We start from the raw sequence: 13810 nt of genomic DNA, 5'->3' as shown, positions 1-13810 counted from the left end.
GCTGCTACCATTTCCTGCTGAATTAACCAGCGCAGGGCTACTTGATTAGCCGTTTTACCATATTTTTTGCCTATTTCCTGCAACAACAAATCGCCACTCAACCTTCTCCTTGCTAAAGGAGAATAAGCAGTAAGGATGACCTTGTTTTTCTGACAATAGCTCAAAAGCTCTTTTTGAGAATAATAGGGATGAAATTCCACCTGGTCAGTGAGAACAGGATAAGGAGAAATCTGTCGAGCCTTTTCTAAAAGAGGAATATCAAAATTACTGACTCCAATATATCTGGTTTTTCCTGCTTCCTTTACCTCAATCATGGCGCTCATAGTTTCTTCTAAGGGAACATCTTCGCTGGGCCAGTGAATAAGATAGAGGTCTACATAGTCAGTTTTTAACTTTCGTAAACTTTCTTCCAGAGTCTGGATAACTTCAGAATAACGCAAGTGAGTATACCAAACTTTAGTGGTGAGGAAAATTTCTTCCCGGGGAACTGAAGAATTCTGCAGCGCTCTTCCTATCTCTTCTTCGTTAGCATAAGACTGAGCAGTATCAATATGACGATATCCCAGATTAAGAGCGCTTAACACTGCTCTCTCGCAAGTTTCTCCTCGCAAATCCCAGGTTCCTAAACCGATAACCGGAACTCGAGCTCCATATAAGTCTATATACTGCATTCCTCTACCTCCTCATTTTTTTTAATTTTACCATGTAAATACTACTTTCCCATCATCCTTTTACTACTCCAGCAGTCAGTCCTTTACAATTCCTCTTTGAAAAATGATTACCATTGTTATCAACAGCAAGGCAGCCAAAGTGTAACTGCCAAAATTCGGTCTCAGGGAATTGCATATCAGGAAGCTCCGATAACTCAAGTAAAACTCTAAGATAGAAATACAATGTAAATATGGATGCAATTGCCTCTTCTTGCTATCTCACTATATCACAGCTACTAATCCCCAAGTCAGCAATCCAAGTACCATATTTATAAACTTATACCCCCAAATTTTTCAGAAAGCTTCTTCTTCCACTATTTTAATGGCAGAGAAAACTTCGGTTGCGGTTCTTCTCAAAAATATAATCCTTTAGTTATCAAAGCTTCCAGCATAAAAGCATATATTGCTATTTCTTTCGTTCATATATTTCCATTACAATACCTTAAACACTGGCTTACCATTGGGAACGGAAGAGATATTGAAAAACAGGAAGAATTGACAAATTTAGCAAGAGTAGAGTGCATAAGCTAATCCCGCCACCTACGGTGAAACCAATTCCATTGTTCAGGATAGCGGAGAATGAACTCTCCTAAAATCTGGTTACAGAGAGCCGTCCCTCGAACAATATTTTCTTGATAAGAAGCAGTGAGAGGCCAGTCTAAGGGGGGAAGAAAGGTAATTTGATGTTTCATCTCTTCTCCTTGGCGGACAATAAAAGCCGGAATAATTGGACTTCCCAATCGAAGATGGAAAACAGCCGGAGTAGCAGGAGAGAGCGTCTTTTGGCCTAAAAAATCGCAAGTTACTCCTTTTAGTGCGTATTGATCGGCCAATACTCCCAGTATTTTGCCCTCTTGCAGGAGTGAGCGAACTGGAAGCAGGTTGGTTCGTTCTACCATCTCCAATTTCATAACGGATCTCAACTCTTCCATAAATCGCCGAATAGCCGGAACCGAAGGGGAACGAACAAGAGTAGCAGTAGGATAACCTTGACTACCCAACCAGGCTCCCAAAACCTCCCAGTTTCCTAAATGAGCAGTCAACAAAATTACTCCCCGCCCTTGAGATAGAGCTTTTTTCAGAAATTCCTCTCCTTCTACTTTTTCCACCAGATCCTCCAGCACTCGCTCTCCTTTCTTTTTCAATAGTACCACTTCCATAAAAGATAGGGCAAAGTGGTGAAACACTTGCTGGATATGGCGATTAACCACTTTTCCATCTTTCTCTCCCATAATATTCATCCACTGGGTTTTAGCCAGCTGAGGATCGAAAAAAGGTAAATGATAGATTAAGTCTCCCAAGGAAAAGGCAAGTCTTTTGAGGGCAACAGGAGGAAAAATTAAAACTAAACCCTCCAAAATTTTCAGGAGAGAAGGAACAACCACTCTTTCTAACAACCATTTTCCCAGATAAGAAACTTTCCATTTTCTTTTTTGGTTAGGCATTCCTACTTTGTTCCCAATCTTTGGTTATTATATCTACTACCTTTTCAGTTATTCGACCAGCTTGAGCAAAATAGTGATGAGCTTCCATTTGGGCGTTTTTTCTCCATTCGGTATCAGTAATCCCCTGATACCAGGCATAAGCCAATTCTTCTGAGTTATGTACTACCCGAGACAGTCCCTTAGATTTTAAAACCGAAGCAACTTCCTGAAATGATGCCACGTAGGGACCGTAACAAACTGGTATTTCCCAGATAGCCGGCTCCAAGATATTGTGACCTCGCATATTTTTACAAAGGCTACCCCCCACAAAGGCAACTTGAGATAAACCATAAAAATCAAAAAGCACCCCCATCTGATCAATTATCAGCACCTCCCACTCCTCATCTGCTGGTAACTTAGAAAGAGAGGTTACTGCAAAATTCTTCTCTTTAAAAAGCTGAACTAATTGCGAACAACAATCTAAGTGGCGAGGAGCTATAATAATTTTAACTTGAGGTACCATTTTTCGTACCTTATCAAATGCTTCCAGTATGAGTTCTTCTTCTTCTTTATGAATGCTCCCTGCTACTATCACCGGGAGATCTGCTGCCAAACCCAGGTTTTGAGCCAAACGCTCAGGCTGTGACTTCTTCTTCCGCTCATAAAGAGCATCAGTCTTGATATTTCCCAAAAGTAAAACTTTGTCCTCCGGTAAACCAAATTTCAAAACCCGTTCGTAGCTTAATTGATCAGCCATAAACAGAGTATCAAAGCTAAGTAAAACGTTTCGCCAGTAATTTTTGATTTTCTGTGTCCAATAGAAAGTTTGTTGAGAAACCCGGCCGCTTACCAAATAACATTTTATCCCTTTTCTTTTTGCTGAAAAAAGAAAGTTGGGCCAAAGCTCCGCTTCCATAGTGATAAATATATCAGGTTGAATAAAGTCTAAAAAGCGGGAGACCACCCAGGAAAGATCAAGCGGATAGGAAATAAACTCATTCACCAAAGGAGCAAGTATTTCCTGAGCCATTCTTTTCCCATCAGGGTTCGCGGCTGAACACACTATATAAGAGTGAGGGTATCGCTCTCGCAGACAAGAGCAAAGAGACAAGGCCGCCCCAATTTCTCCAGCACTGGCTCCATGAATCCAGATTTTGGGTCGCTGGTTACTTTGTTTAATCTTACTGCTCGAGTAAAGAGAGGCCGGTGAAAAAGCATAAAACCTACTAATATAAGGGTAGAAAACAGCCGCAATCAACCCCAAAAGAAAGATATAAAAGTTATGAAGTACTTGGTAAAACCAGGGTAATTTTAACTGTTCCTGGTCAGAACTCATTTTCTTTTTTCTTGGCCAAATATCTATCATAGTCCTCGCGGTTGCTAATATCCCAGCTTTCACCCGTCATCAAAAACACACTTGATTCTTTTCCCTTGTTTCAGCGCTTGGAGCTGTTCTAAAGATTCACTTTTCTCAAGTGTAGTGGGACTCCAGGAAGCAAATTGAAATAAAAAAATCTCTCCAAAAGGTATAAACATCTATATGCTTAAACCAAGGACTCTGGTTTGAGCGAGAATAAGGAATAGGGGAACGGTTAAAATAGAGAGCATTCAAATCCTGGTCACAAACTACTTTAACCACATTAGGGTTATTAAAAGCCTCCTCATCCTGGAGCAATTGAATAGGGGTAGCCATGGAAGCCAAAGAATCATGCTCCAAAGATAGAATTAAGTCATCCAATGCTGAAGGAGAAAACTCCACCTGATCTTCCTGAACGTTTATTACTAAATCATATTCCGGATACATTTTAGCTACTTCGGCTACTCGGTCAGTTCCACATTCACAAGTAGATGAGGTCATTTGTGCCACTCCCCCGAAAGACTCCACTGCTTGAAGAATATCAGGGTGGTCGGTAGCCACTATCACTTTATACACCTACCGCTTTTTTGAACTTGTTGCATTACTTTAACCACCATCGGAACCCCATCTATAGGTAGTAAGGTTTTGCCTGAAAGGCGGCTAGATTGGTAACGAGCCGAAATAACCACTATCGATTTGAAACAATCACCTTTATTCAATGTTTTTTCGATAGAAATAGAACAAATTTTTGCCAATCCCTTGCTTCTCATAAAATAAAACCGGCCTTTTACATCCACTTGAGAAAAGTGCCCAGTTTTTATTTAATCTCTCTGAAAACAATTTGTCAAGCATACGAGGGCTTTATAACAAATTGTGTGGAAAAATATCTAGACTTCTTTCTACCCTTTTATGGCTCCTGCTGTAAGCCCGGCAATAATTCGCCGCTGGAAGATTAAGACCAACACAACTATCGGTATGGTTACCACCACAGCAGCAGCCATGATTTCTCCAAATGGCTCCTGACGGGCAACCAACGCTGGAAAGAGAGCAATAGCCACCGGAACAGTTCTAGAAGCCGGTTCAATTGCGGTAAAAGTTAGAGCAAACAAGTATTCATTCCAAGCTGCTATAAAAGCCAAAAGACCGGCTGTTACCAGAGCTGGCGCGGTCAGGGGCAAGAGAATTAATCGGAAAGCCTGAAAAGGGGTCGCGCCATCTACCTGAGCTGCTTGCATGAGTTCTATAGGAAGCTCCCGGAAAAAAGAGGTAAGCACCCACACAGTAAACGGAAGAGTAAAAATCAGATAGGATAAAATCATCCCCGGAATAGCAGTGAGGCCCAAGCCGGTAATTACTGCATATAGCCCAGGTAAAATGGTAACCTGAGGAAACATGGTCATAGAAAGAACTATATAGAGTGCTGAGGATTTCCCTCTAAAGCGGAGCTTTCCGAGAGCAAAAGCAGCAAATGAACCTATGGCTAAAGACAAAAGGGTAGTAGCACCGGCTACGATAGCGCTGTTGCGCAAACCCCGGATAAACTGGTCACTTTGAAACACTGCTCGGTAATTATCCAGAGTGGGAGAAAACTCCTTCGTTACCGGGTCACGGGGAATAAATGTAGTTGGAGTCATCATCAGTTGATTCTCGTTTTTCAACGAAGAATTCACTGCCCAGTAAAAAGGAAACAATAGGTACAGCATAATAAGCCCGACGATTATCCAAAAAACAACTCGGTTAACTAATTTAGTCATAGATTTACTCAATCTGTCTCCACCCCCAGCATCCGGATGTACAGCACAGCAAAAATAAAAATGAAGATGAATATAATTACCCCGATCGCGGAAGCCTTTCCCATCGCTCGGTTTCCAATTAACTGATAGTAATTATAGCTGGCCATCGAATAGCGACTCTGAGCTAACATCACCTGGAATACATCAAACACTCGTAAAGCGTCAAGGGTGCGGAACACCAGAGCTACCGCCATAGTGGGCCTCAAAAGCGGCATGGTGATGGAAATGAACTGACGCATAGGACCTGCCCCATCCACTCGGGCAGCTTCATACAGCTCGTCAGGAATCAGCTGTAACCCAGCTAAAAGAAGCAAAGCCATGAAGGGAGTGGTTTTCCATACGTCCACCATAATGATCGATGGAAGTTGCCATTCTGGTTGAGTAAGAAAGGCAATGTTCCCATCTCCTAATCCTAACATCTGAAAAATCACATTAATTACACCTACCCGAGTGGGAGCAAGCATCCACTGCCACATCCGGGCTGAAACAACGGTAATCACCGCCCAGGGAACCAGCATTGCTGCCCGTATCACACCTCGTCCTTTAAAAGGACTATTTACAACCAGTGCAATACCCAGTCCCAGAATGGTTTCCAGAAGAACTGATACTACAGTGAAGACCAGAGTATCCCGTACCGCTTTGATAAAATCAGGATCAGTAGCCCCCAGAACATAGCGTTTGCCAAAGAGCGAAAACTGGGTTACTTCCCGGTATCGACGTGGCTCTCGGGGAAGAACGCGCAGTGGACGTTCATACAGTGGTCCTCCAGTTTTCGGATCTACAACCTGAAGACCAGTTTCTTCATCAATTAAGGGGGGAAGTTCACGGATGGTCATACCCAGTAGCTGAGTATAATTATTTAATCCCACGTAATTTGGCTCACGTGGGCTAGCAAAGGTACGGTCGGTAAAACTGGTCACAAAAACCAGCCCCAGGGGGTATAGAGCAACCACGATCAATACCACAAAAGTGGGTAACAATAAAAGGTATGCCAGTCTTTGTTCCCACTGTAGCAATTTTGAGCTGGCATTTTTTTTAAACATCATAGCTTTCTCCGGTTACCAGCAAGGCCTTTAGCCTGGTTTTATGAAAAACCAAACTGACCGCGGAAAAAAAGCAACCGAATTCCACCTCCTCTCCTTTTATTTCCCCTACATCGGTCAGCGTAAAATCAGATAAAAAAGCTCCAGCCCTTGTAACGGGCTGGAGCTTTTGGTCTTTTATGGTTCTCCGATTTCAAAACCGGTGAGCGCTTGAAGTTCCAGTTCCAGTTCTTCAAGAGCAGTGGTTGCATCTTTAGCCCCGGTAAGAACCGAGTGCACGGCCCGGAAGAAGAGAGTAGATACTTCGTTGTAGTTGGGAGCAGTTACTGTGGAAGGACGAGCCACAGCGTTGATTAATACATCGTAAAGAGTGCCAAAGAAAGGAGCGGATTCTAGAACTTCAGGATCTTCGTAAAGGGTCATAATGGTAGGAGTAAAAGAACCTTTAATAGCTCGAATTTTCTGTTCTTCGGGAGAAGCCATAAACAGAGCCACATCAGCAGCTATCTCCGGATTGTTGCTATATTTACTCACCGCTAACTGCCAGCCACCTAATGTTGCGGCACCATGGCCAGATCGCCCAGCAGGTAGAGAAGCAACATCAAACTTACCGGCAATTACACTTTCTTCGGATTGCCCTAAAGCGTAAGCGTAAGGCCAATTGCGCATAAAAGCAGCGTTACCAGACTGGAAAAGGCTCCGGGCATCTTCTTCGGCAAAACCGGTTACTCCTGCAGGACTAATAGTGCCTACCCAGCGTGCGGCCATCTCGATAGCTTCTATGGCATTGGGGTTGTTAATGGTAATTACGCCATCCGGACTGATTATGGTGCCACCACCATTGCTACAAATCCATTCCAGAGCATTACAGGTAAGACCTTCATAAGCATTACCCTGCCAGACAAACCCCCAGAAATCTTCATTGCCTTCTGCTCGTTCACCTTCCTGGATAATTCGAGCAACTTCCTCAAACTCGGCCCAGGTTTTGGGCACTTCTAATCCGTACTTTTCCAGAAGGTCAGTTCGATAATAAAGAAGGCCGGCATCGGTAAACCAGGGTATTCCCACCAGCCGACCGTCAACGGTGTTATTCTCGATAATAGCCGGGAAGTGCTCATCGGCAATTTCTTTTGCTCCGAATTCGTAGAGATCTAAGAGATGCTCAGCCAGGTCTCCCGGCCAGATTACATCTATTTGATAGACATCAATGTCCGAGCTACGGGCTTCGAAGAACTGAAGATACAGCCCATAGCGGTCAGTTGCCAAATCAGGAGTGTCGATTACTCGCACTTCCACATCGGGGTGGGCTTCCATATACCGTTGAGCTGCTTCTCTGGTAAGTTCCAATTCCTGGCCTACTGCTCCAGCAGCAACAGTAATCACCACTTTTTCCTGAGCCATCGCCAGACCACCAATTAAAAATATGGCAATAATCAAATTGCATACCGCAACAAGGTATCTATTCAATCTCATTTTTATTACCCCCTCTTTAGAAATTAATCATACCAATTACCTTATCACCGATTACTACCTGAATTACCTTATCAGTTCTTTCTCTTTTAGCCACACCTCCCCGCATCACCTCCTATAACTTAAAACTCAAATAGGAATCAAAAACTTCCAGGTAATGTTTCTTCTTCCTTTTTCAATTCCTCAGAATATAGATGACACTTTACCTCTCTTCCGTCTCTAAAAACACTCAGCGGTTCAACCTCTTCGCAGATTTTCATAGCCGAAGGGCACCTTTCGTAGAATTTGCAGCCCAACCTTGAAAACTCTTTTACTTCAAGAGAAGATAGTTTTATATCTTCTTTCCACGTTCCCTCGGGATCTGGTTGGGGAACCGATTTTAACAATATTTGGGTGTAAGGGTGAAGTGGAGAAAGCATAACTTTGTCGATATTTCCAAACTCTACTACATCCCCTCTCAACATTATCGCAATCCTATCACTTATATAGTATGCAGTGGCAAGGTCATGGGTTATGTATAAAACAGTAACGTTGTATTCTTCTTTCAAGTCACTGAATAAGTTGACTATAGACATTCGCAAAGAGGCATCAACCATAGAAACGGGCTCATCAGCTATTAGCAGAGAAGGCCTTGTTATTAAGGCTCTCGCTACCGATGTTCTTTGTAGCTGTCCTCCTGACAATTCATTAGGGTATCTACCCTGCACCTCATTTAAAGTCAGTCCCACCGATTTTAAGGCTTCCTCAACTAATTTCGCTTTTTCTCCCTTAGTTTTTGCCAAATTGTAATTTCCCGCTGTTTCGAAAAGATAAGAATCTACTTTTCTCAGGGGATTAAAAGTTTCGAAGGGGTTTTGAAATATGGGTTGAACTTCTTTCATGTATTCTAGTAATTCTTCTCTTTTCTGGATATGGCTGACGTTTTTCCCCTTGTATGTTATTTCTCCCGAAGTTGGTTGTTCCAGCCCCAGAATCATCCTGGCCAGCGTTGTCTTTCCACTACCTGTTTCCCCTGCAAAAGTTAATATTTCAGGTTTTTCGGAATCTATATCAAAACTCACATTATTAACTGCCTTTAATTTAGTCCCTAAAAATCTTCCACCTATATGAAAGATTTTTACAACACTTTTAACTTCTAATAATTTCCTGGACAATTTCCTCACCTTCCTCTATTTCAGAGGAGTATAAGAAACAAGCTATATTATGAGATTCCTCATACTCTATGAGCTTAGGTATATGCCTCTTACATACGTCTTTCACATAAGGGCATCGGGGATGGAATCGACATCCAGGTGGAGGATCAGCTAAAGATGGGGGGTTCCCGGGAGCACTGGTCCTTCGCCTCTTATCTCCAATCCTGGGTAAAGACTGTATTAAAAATTGAGAGTAAGGGTGTTTCGGAGCGGTGAATAACTCTTTTTTCTCAGCTATTTCCACTATTTTTCCCGCATACATAATCGCTATCTTTTCTGCCACATTAGCATGTACCGCCATATCATGAGTTACTATCAGCATCGTATTTTTTTGTTCTTCATGTAATTGCTTAAGCATCTGTATTACTCCTCTTTGAACCACAACATCCAAAGCTGTGGTAGGTTCGTCAGCAAATATTATTTTAGGCTTCAGAATAGTTGCCAGAGCTATTGTAGTTCTTTGTATCATACCTCCAGAAAGTTGGTGGGGATAGGAATCTAAAACTTCTAAAGGAAGGCCCAGGTATTTTATATGCTCTTCCATAAGTCTTTCATATTCCTCTCTACTTTCACTCTTTTTATGAGCTTTTATAACATCCTCAAAAGTTTTTCTAATTTTCCTCACCGGGTTCAGAGTGCTCATAGAGCCTTGGGGAATATAGGATATATCTTCCCATTGTACCCTTCTTAATTGTTTCCCCTCTAGGGTCAGGAGATTAAATTTTTTATCATCATAAGAATAGTTAACTTGACCACTCAAAACCCGGAGAGGAGGTTTTATTATAGCTAAAAGTACTTTGATTAAAGTACTTTTCCCGCAGCCCGACTCCCCTGCTAACCCCACAATTTCATTTTCTTCCATTGAGAATGTAATATTATCTACTGCTCGGACATCTCTTTGTACCCCATAGGCATGGGTGATGTAATAAGCAGAGAGATTTTCCACTTCCAGAAGCGACATCTATAATTAACCTCCCATCTTTATTCTTTGCAACCGGGTCCTCGGATCCAAAAACTCACTTATACTCACGGAAAGCATATACAAAGCAATAAAAAGCAAGACACAAAGAATTATAGGGGTAAGCAACCACCACCATATTCCTCTAAAGATGGCTTGATATTGCATAGCCCAGTGAATTGTGGTTCCAATTGTAGGAGTTTCCAAACTTGTTAAGCCAAGCACTGACAAAGTAATTTCCATTCCCAGCGCCCATAGTATCGTATTTATAAAATTTGCGATAACCCACGGAATAACAAAAGGCAAGTGTTCTCGAAAAACTACCTTCCACATATTCATTCCCGAAAAAACCGATGTGTAAGTAAATTCTCTCTCTCTTAAACTTAAGACTTGTGCCCGGACTTGTTTGCCTCCCCAGGGCCATGAGAATACGGAAAGCGTCAATCCTAGAACAAACATGGTCATTTTTCCCCTTAAAGAGAAAGAGAGAAAGACAAGAATCGGCAAAGACGGTAAAACTATGAAACTATCATTTATAGACATTAAAACTTTGTCCAGTGTTCCCCCTCTATACCCTGCTATCAGGCCCACAATAGTACCGATAATAGTAGCCACAACCGCGGTGGTTATTCCCAATACGAAAGAATTTTTCAACGCATGAGTGGTGTTCCAAAATATATCTTGCCCCATCGAGTTGGTTCCTAAAATATATTGAAAACTGGGAGGCCTGTCCTTGGGAACCACACTCCAGCTTCGGGGATCATAGGGAGACAAAAATGATAATATAGCTAAAAAGGCTAAAATACATATCACAGTAAAACCGAAAAGAAATTTTCTATCTTTTTTAAAGAGATCTTTTAATATGACAAACATCCCATCACCTTATCTATACCTTATCCTTGGATCAAACAAAGGATACAATAAATCTATAACCAAGGAAGCAGTAGCTATAGCTATTATTGAGAAAACCGCAATTCCCATCATCAAATTAAAGTCTCCGTTAGTAATGGCATTTTTTAATAATAACCCCACCCCCGGATAAGAAAAAGCTACCTCAGTTATAACCGCTCCATTAAATATACCTCCTATTTGTAGAGCTAAAGCAGTTACCTGGGGAAGTATGGCGTTTCTCATGACATAACTGAACAGCACCTTATATCTGGGCAGACCTGCAAATTCTATATAGGTAACATAATCTTCAGCTACCACATTGGAGGTCATCGACCTCATACTTAAAAACCACCAACCAATTCCAATGATTATGAGAGAAATAGCAGGCAATATACTGTGTCTTAAAACATCTAAAATGAAAGCCCAAGTTAGGGAAGGCTGCACTCCTATGCTATAACCTCCCATCATCGGAAACACCGGAAACACATATACAAACAAAATTACTAAAATCAATGCCATAACATAATATGGAATAGGGTATATGCTCATAGCTATGATAGCTAACACGTTAGACCATTTTTTGTCTTTAAAATATCCCGCTAGCCCTCCAAGGATATTTCCAATTATCCAGGATATTAGCAAAGTCGTTAAAAGCAAAAAAACAGTCCAGGAAAGAGAATTTGCAATAATTTCTATGACCGGAGTTGGAAACATGGATAAAGATGGTCCAAAGTCCAGAGCAAAAAGGTGCTTCCAGAAAGCAAAATATTGTTCCAGTAAGCTTCCTTCTAATCCGTATAATTCTTTCAAAGTATCTTGTAGGCTCTCAACCGCCTGTGGCTCCATATATATTCCTCCGTATGATGTAAGGCGGTTAATAGCGTTTTGTACAGGGTCTATAGGAGTTAATCTGGGAATTATAAAAGTTATGGTTATTCCAATAAAAATAACTACTAAGTACTGAATTAAGCGAGGAAGAATATAAGTTTTTAAGGCATTCACAAAATTTTTCCCTCCACTTTCTTAATAACGCTATTTTTGGGAGCTATGTAACCTGCTTTAAGAGCGTTATTATAATTAACTTTATACCCATTCCCACTTGATCTTAAACTTCCCGGCATTATCTTCTTCGCATAAGCTATATACACCGTGCTTTATCAAAAAATCCCGTTAAAAATTTCTCAGTTTATAGATTTTACCCTTAAATTTAGAATCCCCATTTCTAAGTTGAGCCCGCTCAAATGAGCGGGCTCAACCAGCTCTGGATTAGAAGAACTTATTCTCTTCCGGTAGGCTCAATCCTGGGAAACATAAACTTGAATTCAGCCCACCAACAAACATTTGCCATATAAGGGTTATCAGCACTGGGGTAATTTGTCCAATAATAATTGTCGTTAGCGTTAAATTTTTTGTTTATTACCATAGGAATGGTGGGCATATCTTCTACTGCGAGTTTATAAAATTCCTGAGCCAGCTCTATTATTTTAGGATCACCAGGATACAAAGTACCCATCTCATCTATTATTTGATCCACTCTCTCAGGAACTTTCCATCGGTAATTGTTTGCGGTAGTCACAGCAGTTCCTAAAGGTTGCAAGAATTCGGATTTAAAACCATTTATAAACGTCCATATATCTGGAATACCAGAAGAGGCTAACATCCCACCCCAGAAAGATCCTACATCATAATCTCCTATAGCCTGTCTGGAGAAAAATGGACCTGATTCTAAAGTTTCAACATTTACCTCAATTCCAAATTTTCTCCACTGATCTGCAACTGCAAAAGCGAGCCTGGTTGCGTCTATTTCAAAATCAGCAGGGGCTATTATACTTATCTTCCAGGGAGTCCCATCAGGTAATAGCCATTTTCCGTTTTGATCCTTAGAGAATCCATTTTTCAAAAGTAAATCTTCGGCTTTTTGAAGATCGTATTTCCACCAACCGATTCCCCAGACAGCTTCAGGATCTTCTACTTCTATGTTATATTGCTCTTCAGCCCACTCTGCAATTCTATAAGCTACTTCTGTATCATATGGCTTATAGTCACCATCTATGGTGAAATCCTCGAGCCATGGCTCTAATGGTTTAAAGTAAATTTCCGTGAAATATTGAGTGGGACAGGAGTGCAGAGGTGATACCCTCTCTATTCCTGCATATCCCGATATAATGATTTCTTCTATGTTTGTTGCCAGGGTTAGCGCCCATCTTACATCTTTAATGTCAAAAGGATATCTGGCATTATTGAGGAACATTCCTCTTGAGTTTACATCATCCATCCATGCCCATGGGAAATCCCGATACCATACAACCGAGTGTTCATTTCTTTCTCTTAAAACTTCCCATGCCTCAGGAGTTAAATCAAAAATCATGTCCAATTCATGCCTGGCTTGGGCCATCACTTTTCTATCATCTGCACCGTAGTAAATGAAGAGTACATAGTTTGGTTTTGGCTCTCCATACAATTGTCCAACGCTTGTCCTTTGCCAGTCATCGCGTTTTTTAAACAAGAACCAGTATCCCTGAGGATCATAACTATCGAGTACATACGGGCCCAGCGAGGCAGGGGGGTTGAAATCGAAGGTCAAGGGATTCTCAATTTCTTCCCATATGTGTTTGGGCTGCATAAAAAGAGCTCCGTAAACCAGAGAAGTAAATATGTTATGCATTCTAGAATATGATTTGGTAAGTTCCATCTCTACTGTATAATCATCTGTTTTATAAATATCTTTCACGTACTCTTGAAGTTGAGGTTGAGAGTTCATTCCCGGATGGCTTTGAATATTTTTAACAGTAAATACAACATCATCAGCAGTAAATGGTACGCCATCGCTCCAGTAAATGCCTTCCCTGATTTTTATGGTCATTTTAGTGAAATCTTCGTTATATTCTGGCTCTTCTGCAGCCAAAGCATTAATCCATTCACCTGTCTGGGGATCTACATACCATAAAGCATCCATCAACATTTGTTGAAG

At 41.3% G+C, this 13810-nt stretch carries 13 protein-coding genes; all 13 read right to left on the bottom strand.

Annotated elements, in window-relative coordinates; genetic code table 11:
• Positions 1-671 (bottom strand): aldo/keto reductase (locus GXZ17_RS04925; RefSeq protein WP_409376173.1); only part of this gene is annotated, 671 nt, incomplete at its 3' end.
• Between the two features lie 566 nt (positions 672-1237).
• Positions 1238-2155 carry a lysophospholipid acyltransferase family protein gene (locus GXZ17_RS04920; protein WP_409376172.1) on the bottom strand — a complete coding sequence of 306 codons (918 nt, stop codon included), beginning with the start codon at positions 2153-2155 and terminating at the stop codon, positions 1238-1240.
• Complete coding sequence (locus GXZ17_RS04915; RefSeq protein WP_409376171.1) at positions 2148-3500, bottom strand: 3-deoxy-D-manno-octulosonic acid transferase; 1353 nt, start codon at positions 3498-3500, stop codon at positions 2148-2150. Before GXZ17_RS04915 ends, GXZ17_RS04920 begins: the two co-directional genes overlap by 8 nt.
• 105 nt (positions 3501-3605) lie before the next feature.
• Positions 3606-4058, bottom strand: a complete 453-nt coding sequence (locus GXZ17_RS04910; RefSeq protein WP_409376170.1) for a cytidylyltransferase domain-containing protein — start codon at positions 4056-4058, stop codon at positions 3606-3608.
• Complete coding sequence (locus GXZ17_RS04905) at positions 4055-4261, bottom strand: cytidylyltransferase domain-containing protein (RefSeq protein ID WP_409376169.1); 207 nt, start codon at positions 4259-4261, stop codon at positions 4055-4057. Before GXZ17_RS04905 ends, GXZ17_RS04910 begins: the two co-directional genes overlap by 4 nt.
• A gap of 129 nt (positions 4262-4390) precedes the next feature.
• Positions 4391-5245 carry a carbohydrate ABC transporter permease gene (locus GXZ17_RS04900; protein WP_409376175.1) on the bottom strand — a complete coding sequence of 285 codons (855 nt, stop codon included), beginning with the start codon at positions 5243-5245 and terminating at the stop codon, positions 4391-4393.
• An 8-nt stretch (positions 5246-5253) separates the two neighbouring features.
• Positions 5254-6327, bottom strand: a complete 1074-nt coding sequence (locus GXZ17_RS04895; RefSeq protein WP_409376174.1) for a carbohydrate ABC transporter permease — start codon at positions 6325-6327, stop codon at positions 5254-5256.
• Positions 6328-6504: 177 nt separating this feature from the next.
• Complete coding sequence (locus GXZ17_RS04890) at positions 6505-7800, bottom strand: ABC transporter substrate-binding protein (protein WP_409376168.1); 1296 nt, start codon at positions 7798-7800, stop codon at positions 6505-6507.
• Between the two features lie 137 nt (positions 7801-7937).
• Positions 7938-8951 carry an ABC transporter ATP-binding protein gene (locus GXZ17_RS04885; protein ID WP_409376167.1) on the bottom strand — a complete coding sequence of 338 codons (1014 nt, stop codon included), beginning with the start codon at positions 8949-8951 and terminating at the stop codon, positions 7938-7940.
• Positions 8926-9951: an ABC transporter ATP-binding protein gene (locus tag GXZ17_RS04880; protein ID WP_409376166.1), complete on the bottom strand. Its 1026-nt coding sequence runs from the start codon at positions 9949-9951 to the stop codon at positions 8926-8928. Before GXZ17_RS04880 ends, GXZ17_RS04885 begins: the two co-directional genes overlap by 26 nt.
• Before the next feature lie 6 nt (positions 9952-9957).
• Positions 9958-10821: an ABC transporter permease gene (locus tag GXZ17_RS04875; protein ID WP_409376165.1), complete on the bottom strand. Its 864-nt coding sequence runs from the start codon at positions 10819-10821 to the stop codon at positions 9958-9960.
• A 9-nt stretch (positions 10822-10830) separates the two neighbouring features.
• Complete coding sequence (locus GXZ17_RS04870) at positions 10831-11841, bottom strand: ABC transporter permease (RefSeq protein ID WP_409376164.1); 1011 nt, start codon at positions 11839-11841, stop codon at positions 10831-10833.
• Positions 11842-12115: 274 nt separating this feature from the next.
• Positions 12116-13810 (bottom strand): ABC transporter substrate-binding protein (locus GXZ17_RS04865; RefSeq protein WP_409376163.1); only part of this gene is annotated, 1695 nt, incomplete at its 5' end.

Origin of the sequence: Candidatus Sordicultor fermentans (assembly GCF_012728195.1) — a bacterium.
In the GTDB taxonomy this organism is placed as follows: domain Bacteria; phylum Atribacterota; class Atribacteria; order Atribacterales; family Caldatribacteriaceae; genus Sordicultor; species Sordicultor fermentans.
The sequence above is the reverse complement of the archived record's forward strand: the minus strand, read 5'-3'. Positions and strand labels throughout refer to the sequence as shown.